This window comes from Thalassobaculum sp. (genome assembly GCF_040219215.1).
In the GTDB taxonomy this organism is placed as follows: domain Bacteria; phylum Pseudomonadota; class Alphaproteobacteria; order Thalassobaculales; family Thalassobaculaceae; genus Thalassobaculum_A.
Map to the genome: position 1 here is coordinate 22,141 of NZ_JAVJSX010000018.1, position 20,919 is coordinate 43,059.

Below are 20,919 nucleotides of genomic sequence, written 5' to 3' on the forward strand. Positions count from 1 at the left end.
CAGGCCTCCGAGGCTCAGGAAACGGGACGGACGGGACGATCGAGGACGGTCAGGCCGAACAGGCTGGCCGTCATCTCTGCCAGCACCACGGCGCTGCGTCCCCGCTCGTCCAGGAAGGGGTTCAACTCCACGACGTCGACCGACGCGACCCGGCCGCTGTCGTGCAGCAGTTCCATGATCAGGTGCGCCTCGCGGAACGTCGCACCGCCTGGAACCGCGGTGCCCGCTCCGGGGGCAACGCCAGGATCCAGGAAGTCGACGTCGAGGCTGACATGGATCAGCCCGTCTCGCTCGGCCACCCGGTCCAGGAAGCCACGCATCGGTGCCGCCACCCCGAACTCGTCGATGGTGCGCATGTCGATCACCTCGACGCCGCGGTCACGCAGAAGGCTGCGTTCGCCTTCGTCGATCGAGCGGACCCCGACCATGGTGACGTTCGCCGGATCGACCGTTACCCGTGGTTCGTCCCCGAACAGGCCTTCGAACCCATCCTCGCCGCAGAAGCAAGCGACCGGCATGCCGTGCATGTTGCCGGATGGCGAGGTCGCCGGGGTGTTGAAGTCGGCGTGGGCGTCGAGCCAAAGCACGAACAACTCGCGGCCGATTTCGGCGCACCAGCGCGCAACACCGGTCACCGATCCCATGGACAGGCTGTGGTCGCCGCCGAGTATGACGGGCGTCGAGCCCTGTCGAAGCAAAGCATAGGTATGCGCATCGAGGCTGCGCGCCCAGCCGGCGATCTCGGCGGCGTAGCGGGCGTTCCCGGGCAATTCCAGCGCGTCGACTGGTGTCGGAGCTGCATCGCCGTGGTCGTCGACCGCGTAGCCCAGCCGGCGCAGACGTTCAGACAACTCCGCTGTCCGCAGCGCCGCCGGACCCATGATGCAGCCACGACGGCCGGCCCCGACCTCGACCGGCGCGCCAAGCAATGCCAGGCGGCGGTCTCGGGTAACAGGGGTGGTGTTTACGGTTTGGGTCACATCCGTCCTCCATCGGGTCGATGCGGTCGATTGCGTCGCGGACAGAATCCCGGAATCCACTGGCGACAGAAAGTAGGAATAGTGTCAAAATGAATAGGTTGTTTGACCATTTTGTAACAAGTGTATGATCATAGTGGCAGTTCAGGCATGGATGACACCGATCGACATCTGATAGCTGAACTTCGCAGTGACGCCCGCCTGCCGGTTGCCACGTTGGCGGTTCGACTCGGGGTCAGTCGGGCAACCGTGCGCAACCGGATCGATCGGCTGGTGGCGGACGGTGTGATCCAGGGCTTTACCATCAAGGTCAGCGCGGAAGGCGATCGTCAACCGGTCCGGGCCATCATGCTGATCGAAGTGGAGGGAAAGACCACGGACGCGGTGTTCCGCCGTCTGCACGGTTTTCCGGAAGTGCGCACCCTGCATGCCACCAACGGCCGATGGGACATTGTCGCTGAACTCGCCACGGATACCCTTGAGGCGTTTGACCGTACACTGACGACAATCCGTCTTATCGACGGCATAGCCTCGACCGAGACCAGCATCCTGTTGTCGTCACGAAAACAGGCGAGCATGTGAACGCCGGCAATCGCGGGCTTGTTCTTTGTTCCGGATGGCGCGCATGCTTCCGGAGTTCGAACGAAGGAGGCGCCTGTGCCTCGACCGTTGCTTCTGGGGTTTCTGGTAATTCTGATCGTTGGCTCCGCGCGCGCCGAGGTCGTGCCCGAGTTGTATCACGGCGAGTCGATCATCACCGGGCAGGACAATCTTGATGAGCGGGCGCGGGGCGTTCGCGAGGCGCTGACCCAGGTGCTGGTGAAAGTGTCGGGCGACGACCGGATTGCAGAGCACCCGACCCTGCCGTCGATCCTGGCTGGCGCCGATGCCTATGTGCTGCGCTATGAGTACGAGGATCGGAAGAAGGGCGTCCAGATCTCCGACGAACAGGGTACCCGCGATCGCAGCTTTCATCTCAGGGTCGAGTTCGATCCAACCGGGGTGCACGGCATTCTCGGCCGGTTGGGTCTTGATCCCTGGCATGAAGACCGGCCCCGACTGCTGGTCATCCTGGCGGTGACCGACCATGCCGGAGCGTTCATCGTCGGTACCGAGGAAGCGCGTGGGATTGGTCACCGCGAAACGCTGGAGAGCCACGCGAGGCGTCGTGGCCTGCCGCTGGTGCTGCCGAAGATGGATACGGTCGAAGCGCTGGCCGTCAGTCATCGGGAGGTGGCCAGCACGAGCGGCGCAGCGGTTGGAGCGCTTGCTGCATCGTATCGGGCCGGGGCCGTCCTGGCTGGTGCAATGGCGATCTCGTCCCAGGGGTACTGGACGACCGACTGGACATTGCTGGCCGATGACGTCCCGGACCGCTGGCGAGTCCCCGACTCCACCTTCGACAGGGCGATCTCGCAGGCTCTCGGACATTCCGCACGAGTGCTGGCCGGGGTGAAATAGCAGGGGTAGCGTACTCGCGTGGGCCCGGTCGCCGCGACGGATGGGATGAGGCGGAGTGAACGACGCGAAGGCTATAATACGCGCTCTGCCGATCTGGTCCGGCCCGATCGATATCCAGCCCGTTTCTGGAGGCCTGTCGAACGCCAACTTCAAGGTCGTCGACGGTGCCAGGACCTGCATGGTCCGGCTCGGTGCCGACCTGCCGTTCCACCATGTGTTCCGTGAGCGGGAGGCAGCGGCCAGCCGCGCCGCCCATGCCGCCGGGATCTCGCCGCAACTTGTCCATGCGCAGGACGGCGTGTCGGTGTTCGAGTTCCTGGATGCCCGTACGTATTGCGCTGGAGATGTTCAGGCGAACTGGCGGCGGATCCTGCCGTTGCTCCGGAAGTGCCATGCTGAGGTCGGACAGCACCTGACCGGTCCGGCGCCGTTCTTCTGGGTGTTCCATGTGATCCGTGACTACGCGGCGACGCTGCGGGCCGGTGATGGACGGCTGGCCGGCGGACTGCCTCGCCTGCTGCAGATCGCCGGCCGGCTGGACGCGGCACAGGTGCCGATGCCGGTGGTGTTCGGTCATCACGACCTGCTGCCCGCCAACCTGATGGATGACGGCGAGCGGCTGTGGCTGGTCGACTGGGAGTATGGCGGCTACGGCACGCCACTGTTCGATCTCGCCAACCTCGCCGGCAATGCCGGTTTGACGGACGCAGACCAGCGCACGCTGGTGGAGGCGTATTTCGAGCGAGAGCCGGACGAAGCCCTGTGGCGAGCCTACCGGGCCATGAAGGTCGCCTCGTTGCTGCGCGAGACGCTGTGGAGCCAGGTCTCCGAGATCCACATGGCTGCGCCGGGCATTGATTATGCGGCCTACACCGCCGAGACCCTGGAGCAGTTCGAATCAGCCGTGACCGATTTTGAGGAGAACGATACGTGACGACGGTTCCGACCCAGGCCCAGGTCATCGTGATCGGTGGCGGCATCATCGGCTGCTCGACGGCGTACCATCTGGCGCGCGATCACAAGGCCGATGTGTTGCTGATCGAGCGGGGGCGCCTGACCAACGGCTCGACCTGGCACGCCGCCGGGCTGGTCGGACAGTTGCGCACCTCGGCATCGATCACCCGTCTGCTGAAGTACTCGGTCGAACTGTACTCGACCCTGGAGGCTGAGACCGGGCTTGCCACCGGATGGAAGCAGAACGGCGGGCTGCGGCTTGCCTGCAACCCGGATCGCTGGATCGAGATCCAGCGCCAGGCCACGACGGCTCGGAGCTTCGGGCTGGAGATGCACCTGGTGTCGGCGGCCGAGGCGGTGGACCTTTGGCCGCTGATGTCCGTGGACGATCTGGTTGGCGCCGCCTTCCTGCCGACCGACGGGCAGGCGAGCCCTTCCGACATCGCCCAGAGCCTCGCCAAGGGGGCGCGGATGTACGGTGCCCGTATCGTCGAAGGTGTGGCGGTGACCGGGTTTGAGACCGCGAACGGCGCGGTGACGGCGGTCTTGACCGACCATGGCCGGATCGCCTGCGACCGGGTGGTGAACTGCGGCGGGATGTGGGCCAAGCAGGTCGGCCGGATGGCCGGGGTGTCGGTACCGCTGCAGCCGGTTCAGCACCAGTACGTGCTGACCGAGCCGATCGATGGCGTGGCGCCGAGCCTGCCGACACTGCGCGATCCCGACCGGCTGATCTACTTCAAAGAGGAGGTCGGCGGGTTGTCGATGGGCGGGTATGAACTCAACCCGATCGCCTGGGCCGACGGCGGCATCCCCGAAGGCTTCGAGTTCCAGTTGCTGGACGAGGACTGGGACCATTTCGAGCCGCACATGATCCAGGCGATCGAGCGGGTCCCGGCGCTCGCCACCGCCGGCGTCAAGCAGATGATCAACGGACCGGAGAGCTTCACCCCGGACGGCAATTTCATCCTCGGCGAGGCGCCGGAACTGCGCGGCTTCTTCGTCGGCTGCGGCTTCAACGCTTTCGGGATTGCCTCGGCCGGCGGAGCGGGCTGGGCGCTCGCCAGCTGGGTGATGGACGGAACGCCGCCGATGGACCTGTGGGTGGTCGACATCCGCCGGTTCTCGTCCCTCCACCGTGACGACGCCTGGGTCCGGGAACGCACGCTGGAGGCCTACGGCAAGCACTACGCGATTGCCTGGCCGCACGACGAGTACGCCAGCGCCCGGCCACGGCTGACGTCGCCGCTGTATGATCGGCTGAAGTCGCGGCGCGCTGTGTTCGGCTCCAAGCTGGGCTGGGAGCGGCCGAACTGGTTCGCGCCCGAGGGCGTGGAACCGATCGACCGTCCGTCGCAGGGCCACGCCAACTGGTTCGGTCCGGTCGGCGAGGAGCATCGCGCCTGCCGCGAAGGGGTGGTGGTGTTCGACCAGTCCTCGTTCGCGAAGTTCGAGGTTCGGGGGAGCGCTTCGGCCGAGCGGCTGGAGTGGATCTGCGCAAACCGGGTGGCCAGGGCGCCGGGGCGGCTCACCTACACGCAGATGCTGAACGAACGCGGTGGAATCGAGTGTGATCTGACGGTGGCGCGGCTGGCGGAGGACAGGTTCTACGTCGTCACCGGTACCGGATTCCGAACCCATGATGCCGCCTGGATCCGAGGGCATCTGGGCACTGCCGACGTGGTGTTCGAGGACGTGACCGAGGCCTGGGCGACGCTGACCCTGATGGGGCCCCGGTCGCGCGATCTGCTGGCTGCTGTCAGCGCTGATGATCTGTCCAACGCGTCGGCACCCTTCGGTTCGGTGCGCAGTATCACGCTCGCCGGACAGGCCGTCCGGGCCTTGCGGGTCAGCTATGTGGGCGAACTGGGGTGGGAACTGCACACGCCGGTCGAGGCGGCGGGCGCGGTGTTCGACGCGCTCATGACGGCCGGTGCGCCATACGGTATCCGGCCGGCCGGGTACCGGGCGATCGAGTCGCTGCGACTGGAGAAGGGGTACCGGGCCTGGGGCGCCGACATCACGCCGACCGACAGCCCGTTCGAGGCGGGTTTGGGCTGGGCGGTCAAGCTCGGCTCGGATGGCGACTTCCTGGGCCGCACCGCCGCCGCTGCGGTCGCGGCGGCACCCCTGAAGAAGTCTCTGGTCGGCCTGTCGGTTGCGGATCCTGCGGCGGTGCTGGTGGGGCGCGAGACCATCCTGCGCGACGGCCAGCCAGTCGGCTATCTGACCAGCGGCGGCTATGGCTATACCCTAGGGTGCAACATCGGCTACGGCTATGTTCGCAACGCCGGTGGAGTCGACGAAGGATATCTGCGGGCTGGAGACTATAGGCTGGTTGTTGCGGGGGCGGAGTACCCCGCGATACTTCATGTCGACCCGCTGTACGATCCGACGAACGCACGACTGAAAGCATAAGGAATAGGGCGCTTGAAGCGAGTTCTCGGGACCGTCCGTTCAGCGGTCCGATGGTTGAGACAAGAAGCGTCTTTGGTCGCTTCTGGATGCACTCTTGCAGTTTTTCAGTTTTCTGGCGATGAGTGGCTGGTAGAACTGACCGATCCAATGCTGGCGGGCGTCGTTTTCGCTTGGTTGTTCGGTGTCATGCTCTGGGCGTCTTTCGGGGTCGTGCGCCACGCCGACGCCTTGGCCGATCTCTTGGGAGAGCCGTACGGTACCCTGATCCTGACGCTCGCCGTCATCAGCATCGAGATCGCATTGATCGCAGCCGTGATGCTGACTGGCGAGGCGGCGCCGACCCTGGCACGCGACACGATGTTCGCAATCCTGATGATCGTGCTGAATGGGCTGGTAGGGGCCGCTTTGCTGATCGGCGGTCTGCGGCACCGAGAGCAGGAGTACAACCTGCAAGGCGCGCAGGCGTTCGTAGCGGTGTTGATGCCGCTCGCGGTGTTCGCGCTGGTGCTGCCGAAATTTACGGTATCGACTGCGGAGCCAACGTTCTCCGGCCCCCAGGCGCTGTTTTTCGGCGTCATCACGCTGCTGCTCTACGGGGTTTTTCTCGCGATCCAGACCGTCCGGCATCGGGGCTTCTTCCAGCAGCCACGCGTCGGATCGCTGGTGGAACACGGTATTCCCGGGCATGCGCGTCCGACGAACTCGAGTGGCTATCATCTTGTGCTGCTGCTTCTCGCGCTGCTGCCGATCATTCTGATGTCGAAGCGATTGGCGAGTGTCGTTGACTTCGGGACGGTTCGCCTGGGTGTGCCGGCCGAACTCGGTGGCGTCATCATTGCCCTGCTGGTTCTGACGCCGGAGGGGCTGGCGGCGTTGGCCTCCGCCCGAGCCAATTATCTGCAACGCTCGGTGAACCTGCTGCTCGGCTCCGGGCTTGCGACCATCGGCTTGACCGTCCCTGCCGTGCTCGCCATCGGCCTTCTGATCGAGCGTCCCGTGACTCTCGGACTCGACGACACGTCCACGGTGCTGCTGGTGCTGACCCTGGTAATGAGCGCCATGACCTTTGGCGGGGTCCGCACCAATCTCCTGCAGGGGGCGGTGCATCTCGTTCTGTTCTTTGCCTATGTGTTGCTGATCTTCAGCCCATGATTGCCCGATCGGGCGTGCGGCTGCGATTTGTCGAGTTGCCGGGATCGGCATACCATTGAAATCATTGCGGTGAAGGCTCTGAGCTGTTTCGAAGCGGCGCAGGGCGCGGCGACGGAGCGGTTGATGGATGAGTGCTTTTCCCCGGAGGCCGAATGGCTGTTGCCGACCTTCGAGGGAATGCGCCATTCCGCCGACGCTGCATCCTTCGCGACGCTCGACCAGCGGTGCCGCCGGTTGTTCGACTGGTGGGCTTCGTTCGCGCCGGAAGTCCCATCCCGAGACGCGTTCGATATCCTGTTGTTCCCGCGTCTCGCCGGCGTGTTGTTCCTGACGGAACGGATGGGGCCGGGTCGCTTTTGCTCCCGCATCCAGGGCGAGGACATTCGCTATCTGCTGGGAAGGGATCGGTGGCCGGCAGAGTTCGCCGGGACTGACTCAGGTGTGATCGCCAACGTTGCCGCCAACTACGAGCGGTGTATCGAACGACTGATGCCGTTCCGGTTCGAAGGTCCGATCACGGCCTTCGACAAGGCGCACGCCCAGATCCAGGGCGTCGCTCTTCCGTTGGTGGCTGCAGGAGGCCGCAACCCATACATTCTCGGCTGCCTGGTGCGCGTGTAGTATCCGGCTGACGCGCGTTGCGGGCGTTCTTGCCCCGTTCATCCAAATCGTGGAGCAAACCATGAAGGAAGGCCTTACCCGCCCCGTCACGGACGCCGAGATCGATACATATCGCCGCGACGGAATTGTCTGTCTGAGGGGCTTCTTCAACCGCGACTGGGTCGAGCACGTTCGGGGGGCGGTCGAGCAGAACATCGCGAATCCCTCGGGCATGGTGAAGGACATCAACCAGGCCGGCAGCACGGGTTTCTTCTTCGGTGACACCTTCGTCAGCCATCACATCCCGGCCTACCGCAAGTTCGTCGATGGATCGCCGGCGGCCGAACTGGTCGGTTCGCTGCTCGGCGCCGACAAGGTCAATCTCATCTTCGACCAGGTGCTGGTGAAGGAGCCGGGAACCAGCACGAAGACCAAATGGCATCATGACGCCACCTACTGGCCGGTCATGGGCGACATGATTGCGACCCTCTGGCTGGCTCTCGACCCGGTGACCTACGACACCGGGGCGGTGGAGTACGTGAAGGGCTCGCATCGCTGGGGCAAACGATTCGCAGCGGCCAGCTTCAGTCCTCATGAGAGTTACAAGGAAGACCTGCCGCCGGTGCCCGACATCGACGCCGAACGCGATCAGCACGACATCGTCTGGTTCGAGATGGAGCCGGGCGACTGCACCATTCATCATGGACTGACCGTCCACGGTGCTCCGGGAAATACGAGCGATGGCGTGCGTCGCCGCGCGTATGTCACGCGCTGGGCCGGGCACGACGTCGTCTACAACCCACGCCCCAACCTGCAGCGAATGTTGCGCGATCCTGGAATTGCACCGGGCGGGCCGCTGGACAGCGACCTGTTCCCTGTGATCTGGCGTCGGGCCGGATGACGGCAAAAGCCGGAAGGGGAAGTGGTGCCCAGGGGCGGATTCGAACCACCGACACGCGGATTTTCAGTCCACTGCTCTACCAGCTGAGCTACCTGGGCGGTGCCTGAGGCACAGGCGCGGTGTATAGCCGCCGATCGGAGGGCTGTCCAGCACCGATCATCAGGTTTTTGCAGGCGCCGTCGTCCGGGTGAACAGCAGGTTCTTCTGGTCGTCGTCGACGGTCACGCGGAACCCGAACGCCTTCACGCGCTCGACGACCGCCCGCCCTTTGGCATCCCACCAGTGCACCTCAAGCCGAACGCTGTGCAGGCGAGGGTCTGCGAGGGTTCGGGTCATGCCTTCGATAACGGCGCGTTCGTTGCCGTCGACGTCGATCTTGATCCGGGTCGGAAACGGGATCGTGCCGCGATCGATCAGCAGGTCGACCGGTACTCCCTCGACCGTGTCGAAGGCGGCAGCGGTCTCGGGCGTCGCGTTGCTGCTCTCGAAGTGTTGTGCGGCTGCGCCGGCTGCGCCACCATCATGAAACAACCGTCCTGTTTGCTCCACATCGGTTGCGGCGATGGGCAGAATAGTGATTCGATCGTCTAGGTGATTGACCGCCACGTTCTGGCGCAGTGTCTGCAGATTGGGGGCGTAGGGTTCGAGCGCCGCGACCCGCGCACCGAACAGTCCCGCTGCCGCGATCGAGTAGATGCCGACGTTCGCCCCGATGTCGAGCAGTACATCGTCGGCATCGAACCCGGCCATCCAACGCCATAGCCCGGGTTCGAACAGGAACAACCGGCTCACGAATCCGATGACGTTCGATGACGACAGGGTATAGCTGACCTCCCGATCACCGATTCGAACGTGACGGGCTCCGTCGCTCCAGCGCAGTTCGATCGGACGGCCGACCTGCTCGCACAAGGCCTGCAGTCCGAGGGCATGCCCTACAATCATCGCTGCGTTCGTATCGATCTCTCTCATCGCGAAGTTCTTGGCAGCGACACACGCCGTGAAGGTCTGCCTGAGATCCGACGCGCTGGCGTGCAGGTTTCCGAATGCGATGACCCGCCGAACGTGACGCATGAGTCCTTGGTCGTCGGGTCGAGCGTTGCGGCCGTGTAGGGCCAGCAGTGCAAGATAGTTTGAACGATCCTGCGGGGACTGGGTCGCAAGCTGTTTCAGGCGCAGGTCCAGCCTTGCCTGCACCACTGCAATGTCGCAAAAACGCGCTGCCGCCTGATCCACCAGCCTTGTAATCGCAGTCTCGGTATCTTCAGTACACTCTGCGGCTTTGGCAGCCTCCACAGGACGATCGCATGTCAGCGCAGTCACCGCAGGGGCGGTCGCTGCCATCATGGCGCCGGCCCGACCCAATGCTTTGGAAGCAAGTACTTTCAGGCTGTGTGAGCGCGCAACGTCGTTTGACACAAGGATGACGGACACCAAACCGGCCCAGGCGTCGACATCAGCCGGATCGACGATGGCCGCTGCGGTAGCCCATCGTACTCCGCAGACGTCCAATGCGGTCTCTCGTGACAAGGCCTGCCAGGCGCCGGCGTGGCCAGGGTCGCAGAGAAGCGCGCGTTTGAACCGGGCAACGGAGCGTCCATCGTCACCATGATCGCGTGCGATCAGGCCAGCCAGATGCTGGATCGGTGCTCGGCGCTCTCCGAGAATCGGTTCAATGGCCGACTTCGCACCTGGTCCATCTCCGAGATCCCGGCGGATCAGCGCCAGCAGAAACCGTCCCTGAACGTCGTCGGGCCGTCGCTCGCAATAGGCTTCGATGAGCTTCCCGGCATCGCCGTTCCGGCCTGCGGCGCGCAACTTCCCGACCATGGTCAGAACTGGGAGGGATGACGTTGCGATGACGCGAGCTCCGGTGGATGGCGCGACGAAAGCCCCTAGGGGTTCACGATCTGCATATACCGAGTGGCCGCACGTCCGACAACCGCGCCGGCGTTGATTGGCGATCAGCCCCCGCCTAAATTGCCCGTGCCCATGCAGATCATTGACGCACTTCGTATTGCCATACAGCACATCAACGCCGGACGTAGCGCCGAGGCCGATGCGATCTGCGCGCAGATCCTGCGGGTGCAGCCGGACCACCCGGTAGCGAACACCTTGACCGCGCGGATCGCCCGGCGCGCCAATGATCCGATCCGCGCCAAGCGCCATATCGACGCCGCACTGGAGGCCGCGCCCGACTATGTGCCCGCCCGTGATGTCGATGCCCGTTGGGCGGGCGATGAGGCACCGGTCGGCACGGCGATACGGGCCTATCAGCGGCTGACGGTGCTTGAGCCGGCCTCCTGGTCGGCCTGGTATGATTTCGGCAACCTCCATCAGGCGCGGGCGGAGGATCCCGCCGGCGCGGTCGGATGCTACAAACGCGCGTTGGCTCTGGCACCGTTCGAGGAAGGGCCGGCGATGAACCTTGCCACGGCGGCACTCAAGCTTGGCGATTCGCCGGTAGCGCTCGCCGCCTGCGAGGATGTTCTGGCGCGGCAACCGGGCCATATCCGCGCCAACGCACTGGCTGCCACCTGCTATTACAACCTTGGGCGGTCGAACGACGCCGATCGGTTGGTCGGCTGGGGCAGTCTCACACGGCCCTACACATTGCCAGTCCCAAGCGGATACGCTGATCTCGACAGCTTCAACCGGGAGCTCGCCGCTGCGATCCGCCGCCATCCGAATCGACGCGATGACTGGGATCCCACGAAGCGGGCGATCCGCGGCGGGTCGCTGGTGACGGACGTTCTGAAGCATGATGACCCGGCGGTTGCGGCCTTTGCCGGATCGCTGGCCGTGGTGCTTGACCAATACGTCAAGGACCTGCCGCCGGCGGATCGGGATCCCGAGCACCCGCACCTTCGTGCCATTCCGGCCGGATACGCGCTGGATGCCTGGGCCAACATCCTCGGCGACGGCGGCCACCAGAGCGGACACATCCACAATCTCGGCTGGCTCAGCGGTGTGTACTACGCCGAAGTTCCGGCGTCGGTTCATGACGATGACCCCGGCCATGCCGGCTGGATCGAGTTCAACCGACCCGGCTATGGAATTCCGGACAGCGGTCGGGCGACGTTTCGCGCGTTGCGGCCCCAGGTCGGCATGGTGGTTCTGTTCCCGTCATATGTCTGGCACCGGACCATTCCGTTTGTCGGCGGCGATGAGCGAATCAGCGTCGCCTTCGACCTGCACCCCCGCTAGAACGGTCCGATGGCTCCGCGCACCGCGACAGATATCGGGTCGGCCCTTGAAGCGCTGCAGCGCGCCGGTGTGCTGTTCCGCTCCGGCCTGCATCTTGAAGCGGCTGCCATCTATCGTGACGTCATCCGGCAACGCCCGCGCATTCCCGACGTCCACAACAACCTTGGCATCGCGCTGAAGGCCGCCGGCCATGTCGCCGATGCGGTCCCTTGTTTCCGGCGTGCGGTCCGGCTGAAGCCCGACTACGTTGCCGCGCACGCCAACCTGGCGGCGGCGCTCGAAGCCCTCGACCGGCCGCTCGACGGGCTTGAGCATCGCATCGACGCCTGGCGGCTGAATCCCGACGATCTCGAACAGCGTGACGCCCTGGTAACCGCGCTGCGCCGCTGCCCGTTCGACAAGCCGCATGCCGGCGCTCGGTCCGTGCTGACCGTTCTGTTCGAGCGGGACGGTCTGGACCGGCAGGCGCTGGCAAGCCCGGCGATCCGTGTCTGGCGCGCGCAGCCGGCGATCCGGCGCGCCGTCGAGGCGGCGGCGTGGGGCTATCCGGAACGGGAACATCCCGGTTCCGCGTTTCGGCCTCTGACCGGCTTTCTCCCCGACGAACTGGCACTGTCGGCCTTGGCTTCTGCGGTAATCGTCGATCCTGACATGGAGGCGGCGATCGTCTTCACCCGGCGTCATCTGGTGTCGGAGTTGTCAGCCCTCCGCCCGTTGGGTGCCGACCTTTCCTGGCTGGCAGCTCTCGCACTCCAAGCGCGCGCCGTTGAGTGGGTCTGGCCGGAGACTCCGGAGGAGGCCGCCGACCTTCAGGTTCTCGACAGACTGATCGATGAATCGAGCCCGATGTCCGAGCGTGTGCTGGTCAGGGCGATGTATCGGCCGATGGAGAGCGATCCGATGGTCGACGCCCTTCGGCGCGAAGCTTCGATGCTGCGCTACGATGATGCGTCGCTCTGGGCGTTGCTGTTGCGCCGCACGTTCCTGGATACGCACGCGGAATCGCGGCTGGAGGCGGAGATGCCGGCGTTGACCGCGATCGCCGACGATACCTCGGCCGCGGTTCGGGCTCAGTACGAGGAGAATCCCTACCCCCGCTGGCTGTCGATTGACCGTCGACCGCCGCGGAGTCTTGCCGACCACCTGCGCCGGGTACTTCCAAGTGCGCCGCAGGGCCGGGTTCCCGACGGACCGATGCGGATCCTGATCGCTGGTTGCGGAACCGGTCGTCACGCCATCCAGACCGCGCTCCGATATCATGAAAGCCGGGTCCTGGCCGTTGATCTGTCTCGCCGGTCTCTTGCCTATGCCAAGCGCATGGCACGCGATCTCGGCATCGACAACCTGACGTTCAGCCAGGCGGATATTCTTGCACTCGAGGGACACGCGGACCGCTTCGATCTGATCGAGAGTTCAGGGGTGCTCCACCACCTCTCCGATCCGATGGCTGGTTGGCGGGTGCTGCGCGGTCTTCTGGCACCGGGCGGGCTGATGCGGATCGCATTGTACAGCCGGCGCGCGCGGGCGGGCTTCGACGACATCCGCGCCACGATTCCGGTTGATGGACCCGTCATAGAACGCGTCCGTCAGGCGCGTCGGACGGTCATGGGCATGCCTGCCGGTCATCCGGCGCGGGCCTTGCTGCGCACCGCCGATTTCTACGCGGCGAGCGGGGTTCGCGACGCGCTGCTGCACGTCAGCGAGACGGTGGTCGATCCGATCTGGATCGACGAGGCGTTGCGGAAACTCGACCTTCGGTTCCTTGGCTTCGAACTGCCGGACCCGGCTATCCTGGCGCTCTATCGGCGACATCGCAGGGACGATCCCGCCGCTCTCGATCTCAGCGTATGGGATTCTGTCGAGGCCGAGCGGCCAGACATCTTCCTCGGCATGTATCAGTTCTGGTGTCGTGAAGCATGAACCGGTGACGGTTACGTCTCGTCTTCCGGTCGCTCCTGCAGGCCGGCTTCCAATTCGGCTTCCTCGGGCACTTCCTCGGTCGGCAGGCGGTAGCCGCCGCCGAGCCACTGGCCGAGATCGAGGGTCTTGCACCGCGGCGAACAGAACGGACGGTAGTCCGCGACGCTGGGCTTCTTACAGATCGGGCACGAGCTGCGCCGGGCCTTGGCGATCGAATACACCTCCGCCATCAAACCTCGCTTTCCACACGAAATGCATTGCCGGACAGAGCCGGATCGACGCGCACCGACAAATGACCAAGGCGCCGCCGCTCCACCTGCAAGATAGGCTGACCGGGTCCGTCAAACCAAGCCGCAACCGCCGGGGCCACGCAGAGCCGCGGGCGCGCGATGCGGTTGGCCTCCCGGCGCGCGGCGCGAAGGGCGTCCCAGGCAACAGCGCGTGGCGAACTCGCCGGTTCTCGCGGGTCCGTCAACAGGTCGTCGGCCAATGGCCGTCGGGCACCCTCGCGCACGATTTCCAGCATGCCGCCCGGCGTCCAGCCCAGTACCCGGGTGCCGACGGGGTCGGTCGCGGCCTGTTCGGCGATCCGTTCCTGTATTCGTTTGCGGGTCGCACGGTCGGTCATTCGTGGCAGGTCGAGCAGTACAGTTCCATGAACGCCGCGCAGGCGCATCTGCCGGATCGCTGCCAGACCGGCGGCTTCGTTGGCTCGCCGAAACCCCTCGGCGCCGCCGCCGGACGGCAGGTTCACGTCAACCAGGGTCGCCGCTTCGACCATGTCGACAACCAACTCGCCGCCGCCCTCCAGCGGCACCCGGTGGGCAAGAGCCCCGGCCAGGGCGTCACCGCCGCCGCATTCCTCGAACGCCTCGCCCGACTCGTCGATCTCGGGCTCTACGCCCGGCGCGTGACTTCTGGCTGCCGTCACGATCGGGATCGGTGGTTGAAGCCAAGCTGGTGGCTCCAGAAGGGCGGATCGCTCTGATAGTGCATTCCAGCGCTGCGCGAGATGTTCAGCGTCGGCGACCAGATCCTCGATCGGTATGTCGGCGCCGGTCGAGCGGACCAACAGTCCGGCGTCATTGGGTGCCGACGCGGCCAGTGCCGACCGGATGGCCGATCGCCGCGCCTTGCCGCCGATTGCCGCCGATAGGCCGACACCGGCAGTGTGGGAGGTCAGTACCAGCGAGCCGGATGCCAGCTCGACGCCGAGGCGTGCAACCGCTCGTTTGGCGGATATCGTGTCGCGCGTGATCTGAACGAGGACGGCGGCGCCTTCGACAAGGGTGCGGGTCGTAACGTGAACCTCGGCGCCGGGGACCGCGACGGTCGCAGATCCGGTGTCACGGTGAAGCGCGACAACCCGGCCGAGCGCTATGCCTCCGAGCAGCGACGGACGGTCGGCGGCCTCGATCCACAGATCGACAACCTCGCCGGCTGACAGGAAGGCCACCCGTGTGGCCCAGGGCGCCCGATCGACGACGATCCTGTCAATCGCCGGCATGACGGAAGCCGACACCGGTCAGCAGGCCGTAGGTCTCGGCCAGCGGCAGTCCCACGACGTTTGAGTAGGAGCCATTGACCAGGGTGATGTAGGCCGCCGCCAGACCCTGGATGGCATACCCGCCGGCTTTACCGTGCCATTGGCCGGACGCCAGGTAGGCGGCGATCTCGCGTTGCTCCAGACGCTTCATCTCGACCCGGGTTTCCACGACCCGCGTCCTGATCGAGCCATCCGGTGCGACCAGCGCGATTCCGCCGATCACGCGGTGTCGGCGCCCGGACAGCAGTTCGAGGCACTGGCGCGCCTCCCGCTCGGCTTCGGCTTTCGGCAGGATGCGCAGACCGCACGCGACGACGGTATCGGCGGCCAGCACCCAGCAACCCGTGTGGCGCACGGCAACGGCTTGCGCTTTCTGGCCGGCCATACGCTCGGCGTAGACGCGCGGTCGTTCGGAACGTCGCGGGGATTCGTCGATCTCGGCCGGGTCGGTCCGGGCAGGCGTCAGGCCGATCTGACGGACCAGATCGGCGCGTCGCGGCGAGGCCGACGCCAGCACCAGCGCACAGCCATCCGGCGCGCGCAATGGGACGATGTTGCTGAGGTCCGGAGCGGCACCGGTGCTTACTTGAATCGGAATGTGATGCGGCCTTTGGTCAGATCGTAGGGAGTCATCTCAACGTTCACCCGGTCGCCGGCCAGGACACGGATGCGGTTCTTGCGCATCTTGCCGCTGGTGTGTGCCAACACTTGGTGCTCGTTATCGAGTTGTACCCGAAACATGGCGTTCGGTAGAAGTTCCGCAACGGTTCCGGGGAACTCGATCACGTCGTCTTTCGGCATGGTCCCTCCTGCTGGGATGGAAGATGCCGATTTAGTGCGGGGGGCCCGAGCCTTCGTCAAGGTGGTTGGAAGCATCTCAGCCAGTCAATGGCTGCACTACTCCGATGTTTCCGGGAATCTCTTTCGGATCCGCCGATCCAGCTCGTCTCTGACCGCGCGATAGGCATCGAGACGGGTGGCGCGATTGCCGTCGAGCATGGTGACGTCGAGGGTCGGCCAGTACTCGATGTCGCACGCCATGGTCCGGGTCAGCTCGATGGAGCGGTGCTGGGCTTCCGGCGACAGAGAGACGATCAGGTCAAAGAAGCCGTCCTCCAACTCGTCAAAGCTCTTGGGCCGGTGCTTCGCCACGTCGATCCCGAGTTCAGCCATTACCTCGACGACGAACGGGTCGAGTGTGCCATGCCGTACTCCGCACGAGTCGACATACACTCGTGTGCGGAGCCGGCGCTTCAGAAGCGCTTCGGCCATCGGCGAACGGACGGCGTTCATGTTGCAGGCAAACAGCACCGCACTGGGCTGGGCGATCGGGGCAAGCGGATCGACGGCCACGTCGGTCAGCCCCGGATGTGCAGTACGCATAGCAGCGTGAACAGCCGCCGTGCCGTCGGGAAGTCCATCGCAACCCGTCCGTCCAGGCGCTCCTGCAGGAGGGTTGAGCCCTCGTTGTGCAGACCGCGCCGGCCCATGTCGATTGCCTCGATCTGCGAAGGCGACAGGCGCTTGATGGCGTCGTAGTAGCTCTCGCAGATCTGGAAGTAATCGCGCACCAGCCGACGAAACGGCGTCAGCGGCAGCGCTACCGTCGCCCGCAGCTCCTCGCCGGTATCCCGGACGTCCAGGATCAGGCGGTTCTCCTCGATCCGCAAATGCAGGTGGTAGGGACCGGCTCCCGCCTGCGATGGCCGAAACCGGTTTTCCTCAAGCAGGTCATAGACCGCGATGGCGCGTTCCTGCTCGACCTCGGGGCTGCGGCGAATCACGGTGCGCTCGTCCAGCGTGATGTGAACGATCCGCGCGTCCTCGCCGGTCAGGTCGAGGGCTGAGTTCGCCGCGGCACCCGGCGCGTCGTCCGGATCATGATCCGGCATGCGCCCTCCCTGGAGCGGTGGATCAGCGTCGGTTCAGGCGGACAGCGATTGAGCGCGCGTGCGCGTCCAATCCTTCCGCCTCGGCCAGTGTAATCGCGGCCGGCCCGATTGCCGCAAGGCTTGTAGCGTCGCACGCCACCGTGGTGGTGCGCTTCAGAAAATCCTGCACGCCAAGACCCGAGGAAAACCGCGCAGTCCTGGCGGTCGGCAACACGTGGTTCGGCCCGGCAACATAGTCGCCGACTGCTTCCGGCGCGAACCGGCCGAGGAAGATCGCCCCGGCGTGCCGCACCTTGGCCGACATAGCGTCGGGGTCGGAAACCGCCAGTTCCAGATGTTCCGGAGCCAACCGGTCAACCAGGGCAGGGGCCTCGTCCAACGAGCGCACCAAGACGACCGCGCCCTGGGTCCGCCAGCTTTCCGATGCGATCACGGTTCGTGGCAGGGTCGACAGATGGTCGTCCACGGCCGCGATCACCCGGTCGGCGAACGCCGCGTCGTCGGTGATCAGGATCGCCTGCGCTACCTCGTCGTGTTCGGCCTGGCTGAGCAGGTCGATGGCGATCCAAGATGGATCGTTGTCGGCGTCGGCCACCACCAGGATTTCCGACGGTCCGGCGATCGAATCGATGCCGACCCGGCCGAACACCTGGCGCTTGGCGGCGGCGACATAGGCGTTGCCTGGTCCGACGATCTTGTCGACCGGCCGGATGCTTTCGGTGCCGTAGGCGAGGGCACCGACTGCCTGGGCGCCACCGACCCGCCAGAGCTCGGTGATCCCAGCGACCCGTGCCGCAACCAGTACCAGATCGTTCAGAACTCCGTCCGGCGTCGGCACCACCATGACCCGCCGGCCGACGCCGGCAACCCGGGCCGGAATGGCGTTCATCAGCACCGACGACGGGTACGCGGCCTTGCCGCCGGGCACGTACAGCCCGACCGCATCCATGGCAGTCCAGCGCAGTCCCAGGCGGACCCCGTCGTCGTCGACGTATTCAAAGCCCTGCGGAAGCTGGCGGGCATGGAACGCCTCGATCCGGCCGGCGGCCACCTCCAGCGCGGCCCGCAGGTTCGGCGCCACGCGGGCGACAGCGGCATCAACCTCGGCTTCGGTGATCGCAAGCCCGGTCACCGAGGGGTCGAACCGGTCGAACCGGCGAGTGTACTCGATCAGCGCTGCGTCCCCGCGCGCGGCCACATCATCAAGGATCGCCTTGGCAGCATCTCCGACCTCGGCGTCGGATTCGCGCTTGGAATGCACCAGCTCATCGAAACGCGCGGCGAAATCGGCGTCCCGGGTGTCAAGCCTACGCGGCACGCGCCGCCTCCCGGAACCGCGCGATCAGGTCGTTCACCGGCACCGGGCGCGTCTTGAGCGCCGTCCGGTTCACCGCGAGACGGGCGCTGACCTCGGCAATCCGGTCGATCTCGACCAACCCGTTCGCCTTCAGGGTCGAGCCGGTCTGAACCAGGTCGACGATGCGCCGGCACAGCCCCAGGTTCGGTGCCAACTCCAGCGCGCCGTTCAGCTTGATGCACTCGGCCTGCACACCCCGGGCGGCGAAGTAGCGGCGGGTGACGTTCGGGTACTTCGTAGCGACCCGCAGGTGCGACCAGCGTTGCGGATCCTCGCTGCGCGCGACATCGGCCGGAGCGGCTACCGCGAGGTGACAGTGGCCGACGTCCAGGTTCACCGGCGCGTAGATCTCCGGGTGGTCGAATTCCATCAGCACATCCGAGCCGGACACCGCGAGATGGGCGGCGCCAAACGCCAGGAAGGTCGCAGTGTCGAAGCTGCGAACCCGGATGATGTCGAGCTCCGGATCATGGGTTGCGAACTGCAGTTGCCGCGAGTCCTCGTCGAAGAACGCGTCCTCCGGCTGAATCCCTGCGCGGGTCAGCAGCGGCATGATGGCTTTCAGAATGCGGCCCTTGGGCAGGGCCAGCACCAGTTTCTCGTTCGCGGTCACGGATCGCCTCGTGGATCGTCCGGTCTCAGGAGCCCGGAAAATCGGGCGATGGCGGCCGGGCGTCAGCCTCCGCCGACCCTCAATCGTCGTGGGTCGGCCGGAAAACCGTCGGCCAGGGCTCGCCAAGGTCCTCGACCTGACAGGCGAGGCGGCGGACGTCAAGTCGGATCGTCACGTTGTCGGCGCAGATCAGCTCAACGTTGCCATCTTTCCAGGCGATCTGCAGGAGGTTCAGCATCCGGTCTCGCTCCGTCTTCGGATCGACGCCGCGCACCTTTACGGCCGTGACCTCGTCGAACCGGACGCCGCAATGCACCCGCTCGGCCGGCTCACCGCTCTTCGCGGCGATCGCGTCGCGTTGAGCCTTCTCCCAGCGGAACCGGGCGGCCACCAGCACGAAGCGCTCGGCCGGCGCGTCATAGGCGATCTCGACGACCGGCAGGACGGCGTCCTGCAGGTAGGCCGACACCACCGCCAGGTCGTCGGCATCTTGCGCCCGCACCCGGAACGGACCGCCGGTCACGGCGGTGCTGATATGACGGCCAGGCATGCCTACTCCTCCGCCGCCGCTCGTTCCGACGGCACGCGCTCGATCGACGCGCCGCAGGCCGAGAGCTTCTCCACCAGGCGGTCGTAGCCGCGGTCAAGGTGGTAGACCCGGTTGATGGTGGTGGTCCCCTGGGCGCCCAGCCCGGCGAGGACCAGCGACACCGATGCCCGAAGGTCGGTTGCCATCACAGGGGCACCGGTCAAACGGCCGACGCCGCGAACCAAGGCGGATGCATGGTGGACGTTGATGTTCGCGCCCATGCGGCCGAGTTCCGGCACGTGCATGAAGCGGTTCTCGAAGATCGTCTCGGTGATCATCGAGGCACCCTGCGCCACGGTCATCAGCGCCATGAACTGGGCCTGCAGGTCGGTCGGGAAGCCCGGATACGGCTCGGTCATGACGTCGACCCCGATCACCGGATCGCTGCCGCGCGTCACCCGCAGCCCGTCGGCCATGGTCTCCACCGCCACCCCGGCGTCGCCGAGGGTTTCGATCACCGCCTCGATCAGGCCGCCGTCCGCTCCTTCGAGCAGGACGTCGCCGCCAGTAATGCCGATCGCCATGGCGTAGGAGCCGGTCTCGATCCGGTCGGGGATCACCCGGTGGACCGCGCCGGACAGCCTCTCGCACCCCTGGATGTGTATGGTATCGGTCCCGGCACCCTCGATCCTGGCGCCCATGGCAGTCAGCAGCCGGGCGAGATCGACGATCTCCGGCTCGCGCGCCGAATTGACCAGGACGGTCTCGCCGTCGGCCAGGGCTGCCGCCATCATCAGGTTCTCGGTAGCGCCGACCGAGACGAACGGAAACGCCACCCGCCCGCCGCGCAGCCGGCCGCCGGTTCCGCCCCGGTTCTTGGGCGCGCTCGCCTTGATGTACCCGCTCTCGATCTCGACCACGGCACCGAGTTCGGAAAGACCCTTGAGGTGCAGGTCGACCGGCCGGTTGCCGATCGCGCAGCCACCTGGCAGCGACACCGTCGCCTCGCCGAACCGGGCCAGCAGCGGCCCGAGCACCAGGACCGAGGCGCGCATCTTGCGGACGAGATCGTACGGCGCGACGGTACTGACGATGTCTTCACCCGACAGGGTGAGGGCATCCGCGGCGCCATCGATGCCGTCCGTCCGCTCGATCCGCACGCCGAGCTGGCGCAGGATGCTGGTCATCGACGCGATGTCTGCCAGTCGCGGAACATTGGTGAGGCGCAGCGGGTCGGCAGTCAGCAATCCGGCCGCCATCAGGGGCAGGGCAGCGTTCTTCGCTCCGCTGATCGGCAGGCGGCCATGAAGCGGGCGACCGCCATGCACGCGAATCTGGTCCATCAAAATCGTGTCTCGCTGTGTTTCACGGGTTGTAGCGGAGTGGCCCCGGCCT

At 65.9% G+C, this 20,919-nt stretch carries 21 protein-coding genes and 1 tRNA gene; 9 read left to right on the top strand and 13 right to left on the bottom strand.

All coding sequences use genetic code 11. From position 1 onward, the window contains the following. Window positions 1-14: 14 nt before the first annotated feature. Window positions 15-980 (bottom strand): arginase, encoded by a 966-nt coding sequence (gene rocF / locus RIC54_RS13785; protein WP_350088413.1) that lies wholly within the window; start codon window positions 978-980, stop codon window positions 15-17. Between the two features lie 147 nt (window positions 981-1,127). Here rocF and RIC54_RS13790 point away from each other — a divergent pair, with 147 nt between their 5' ends. From RIC54_RS13790 to RIC54_RS13820, 7 genes are all read left to right on the top strand, one after another. After that, window positions 1,128-1,559, top strand: a complete 432-nt coding sequence (locus RIC54_RS13790) for an Lrp/AsnC family transcriptional regulator (protein ID WP_350088409.1) — start codon at window positions 1,128-1,130, stop codon at window positions 1,557-1,559. A 75-nt stretch (window positions 1,560-1,634) separates the two neighbouring features. After that, window positions 1,635-2,438, top strand: coding sequence for a DUF8605 domain-containing protein (locus RIC54_RS13795; RefSeq protein ID WP_350088406.1), 804 nt, complete (start codon window positions 1,635-1,637; stop codon window positions 2,436-2,438). A gap of 55 nt (window positions 2,439-2,493) precedes the next feature. Further along, on the top strand, window positions 2,494-3,372 hold the full coding sequence (locus RIC54_RS13800) for a phosphotransferase (protein ID WP_350088403.1): 879 nt from the start codon (window positions 2,494-2,496) through the stop codon (window positions 3,370-3,372). After that, window positions 3,369-5,810, top strand: a complete 2,442-nt coding sequence (locus tag RIC54_RS13805) for a GcvT family protein (protein ID WP_350088400.1) — start codon at window positions 3,369-3,371, stop codon at window positions 5,808-5,810. The genes RIC54_RS13800 and RIC54_RS13805 overlap by 4 nt, the downstream gene beginning before the upstream one ends. 12 nt (window positions 5,811-5,822) lie before the next feature. Next, window positions 5,823-6,962 (top strand): calcium:cation antiporter, encoded by a 1,140-nt coding sequence (locus tag RIC54_RS13810; RefSeq protein ID WP_350088397.1) that lies wholly within the window; start codon window positions 5,823-5,825, stop codon window positions 6,960-6,962. Window positions 6,963-7,085: 123 nt separating this feature from the next. Then, window positions 7,086-7,583, top strand: coding sequence for a PAS domain-containing protein (locus RIC54_RS13815; RefSeq protein ID WP_350088395.1), 498 nt, complete (start codon window positions 7,086-7,088; stop codon window positions 7,581-7,583). A gap of 61 nt (window positions 7,584-7,644) precedes the next feature. After that, window positions 7,645-8,463 carry a phytanoyl-CoA dioxygenase family protein gene (locus RIC54_RS13820; RefSeq protein WP_350088392.1) on the top strand — a complete coding sequence of 273 codons (819 nt, stop codon included), beginning with the start codon at window positions 7,645-7,647 and terminating at the stop codon, window positions 8,461-8,463. Between the two features lie 22 nt (window positions 8,464-8,485). Here the strand turns inward: RIC54_RS13820 and RIC54_RS13825 are convergent. Beyond that, window positions 8,486-8,561 (bottom strand) — tRNA-Phe (locus RIC54_RS13825). 61 nt (window positions 8,562-8,622) lie between these two features. Next, window positions 8,623-10,629: an FkbM family methyltransferase gene (locus tag RIC54_RS13830; protein WP_350088389.1), complete on the bottom strand. Its 2,007-nt coding sequence runs from the start codon at window positions 10,627-10,629 to the stop codon at window positions 8,623-8,625. On the opposite strand from RIC54_RS13830, the gene RIC54_RS13835 reads away from it, so the two are divergent. Together RIC54_RS13835 and RIC54_RS13840 are read left to right on the top strand one after the other, a co-directional pair. Then, window positions 10,576-11,667 carry a putative 2OG-Fe(II) oxygenase gene (locus RIC54_RS13835; protein WP_350088387.1) on the top strand — a complete coding sequence of 364 codons (1,092 nt, stop codon included), beginning with the start codon at window positions 10,576-10,578 and terminating at the stop codon, window positions 11,665-11,667. The two genes, RIC54_RS13830 and RIC54_RS13835, sit on opposite strands and share 54 nt — an antisense overlap. 9 nt (window positions 11,668-11,676) lie before the next feature. Continuing rightward, window positions 11,677-13,587, top strand: a complete 1,911-nt coding sequence (locus RIC54_RS13840; protein ID WP_350088384.1) for a class I SAM-dependent methyltransferase — start codon at window positions 11,677-11,679, stop codon at window positions 13,585-13,587. Window positions 13,588-13,598: 11 nt separating this feature from the next. Here RIC54_RS13840 and RIC54_RS13845 read toward each other — a convergent pair whose 3' ends face one another. The 10 genes from RIC54_RS13845 to murA all read right to left on the bottom strand — a co-directional run bounded on the left by RIC54_RS13845 (window position 13,599) and on the right by murA (window position 20,867). After that, the gene (locus tag RIC54_RS13845) at window positions 13,599-13,817 is read right to left on the bottom strand and encodes a DNA gyrase inhibitor YacG (RefSeq protein WP_350088381.1); all 219 of its coding nucleotides are present in this window, start codon (window positions 13,815-13,817) and stop codon (window positions 13,599-13,601) included. Next, window positions 13,817-15,094, bottom strand: a complete 1,278-nt coding sequence (locus RIC54_RS13850) for a ribonuclease E/G (RefSeq protein WP_350088378.1) — start codon at window positions 15,092-15,094, stop codon at window positions 13,817-13,819. The genes RIC54_RS13845 and RIC54_RS13850 overlap by 1 nt, the downstream gene beginning before the upstream one ends. Next, the gene (locus RIC54_RS13855) at window positions 15,081-15,677 is read right to left on the bottom strand and encodes a Maf family protein (RefSeq protein ID WP_350088375.1); all 597 of its coding nucleotides are present in this window, start codon (window positions 15,675-15,677) and stop codon (window positions 15,081-15,083) included. Before RIC54_RS13855 ends, RIC54_RS13850 begins: the two co-directional genes overlap by 14 nt. Before the next feature lie 38 nt (window positions 15,678-15,715). After that, window positions 15,716-15,934: a translation initiation factor IF-1 gene (infA, locus tag RIC54_RS13860; RefSeq protein ID WP_350088372.1), complete on the bottom strand. Its 219-nt coding sequence runs from the start codon at window positions 15,932-15,934 to the stop codon at window positions 15,716-15,718. Window positions 15,935-16,030: 96 nt separating this feature from the next. Beyond that, on the bottom strand, window positions 16,031-16,486 hold the full coding sequence (locus tag RIC54_RS13865; protein ID WP_350088369.1) for an arsenate-mycothiol transferase ArsC: 456 nt from the start codon (window positions 16,484-16,486) through the stop codon (window positions 16,031-16,033). 5 nt (window positions 16,487-16,491) lie between these two features. Then, on the bottom strand, window positions 16,492-17,025 hold the full coding sequence (locus RIC54_RS13870; RefSeq protein ID WP_350088366.1) for a UPF0262 family protein: 534 nt from the start codon (window positions 17,023-17,025) through the stop codon (window positions 16,492-16,494). Window positions 17,026-17,047: 22 nt separating this feature from the next. Next, window positions 17,048-18,343, bottom strand: a complete 1,296-nt coding sequence (gene hisD, locus RIC54_RS13875; RefSeq protein ID WP_350088363.1) for a histidinol dehydrogenase — start codon at window positions 18,341-18,343, stop codon at window positions 17,048-17,050. Next, window positions 18,333-18,995: an ATP phosphoribosyltransferase gene (gene hisG, locus RIC54_RS13880; protein ID WP_350088360.1), complete on the bottom strand. Its 663-nt coding sequence runs from the start codon at window positions 18,993-18,995 to the stop codon at window positions 18,333-18,335. Before hisG ends, hisD begins: the two co-directional genes overlap by 11 nt. A 79-nt stretch (window positions 18,996-19,074) precedes the next feature. Continuing rightward, window positions 19,075-19,545, bottom strand: coding sequence for a DUF2948 family protein (locus RIC54_RS13885; RefSeq protein ID WP_350088357.1), 471 nt, complete (start codon window positions 19,543-19,545; stop codon window positions 19,075-19,077). 2 nt (window positions 19,546-19,547) lie between these two features. Next, window positions 19,548-20,867 (bottom strand): UDP-N-acetylglucosamine 1-carboxyvinyltransferase, encoded by a 1,320-nt coding sequence (murA, locus tag RIC54_RS13890; protein ID WP_350088354.1) that lies wholly within the window; start codon window positions 20,865-20,867, stop codon window positions 19,548-19,550. Between the last annotated feature and the right edge of the window lie 52 nt (window positions 20,868-20,919).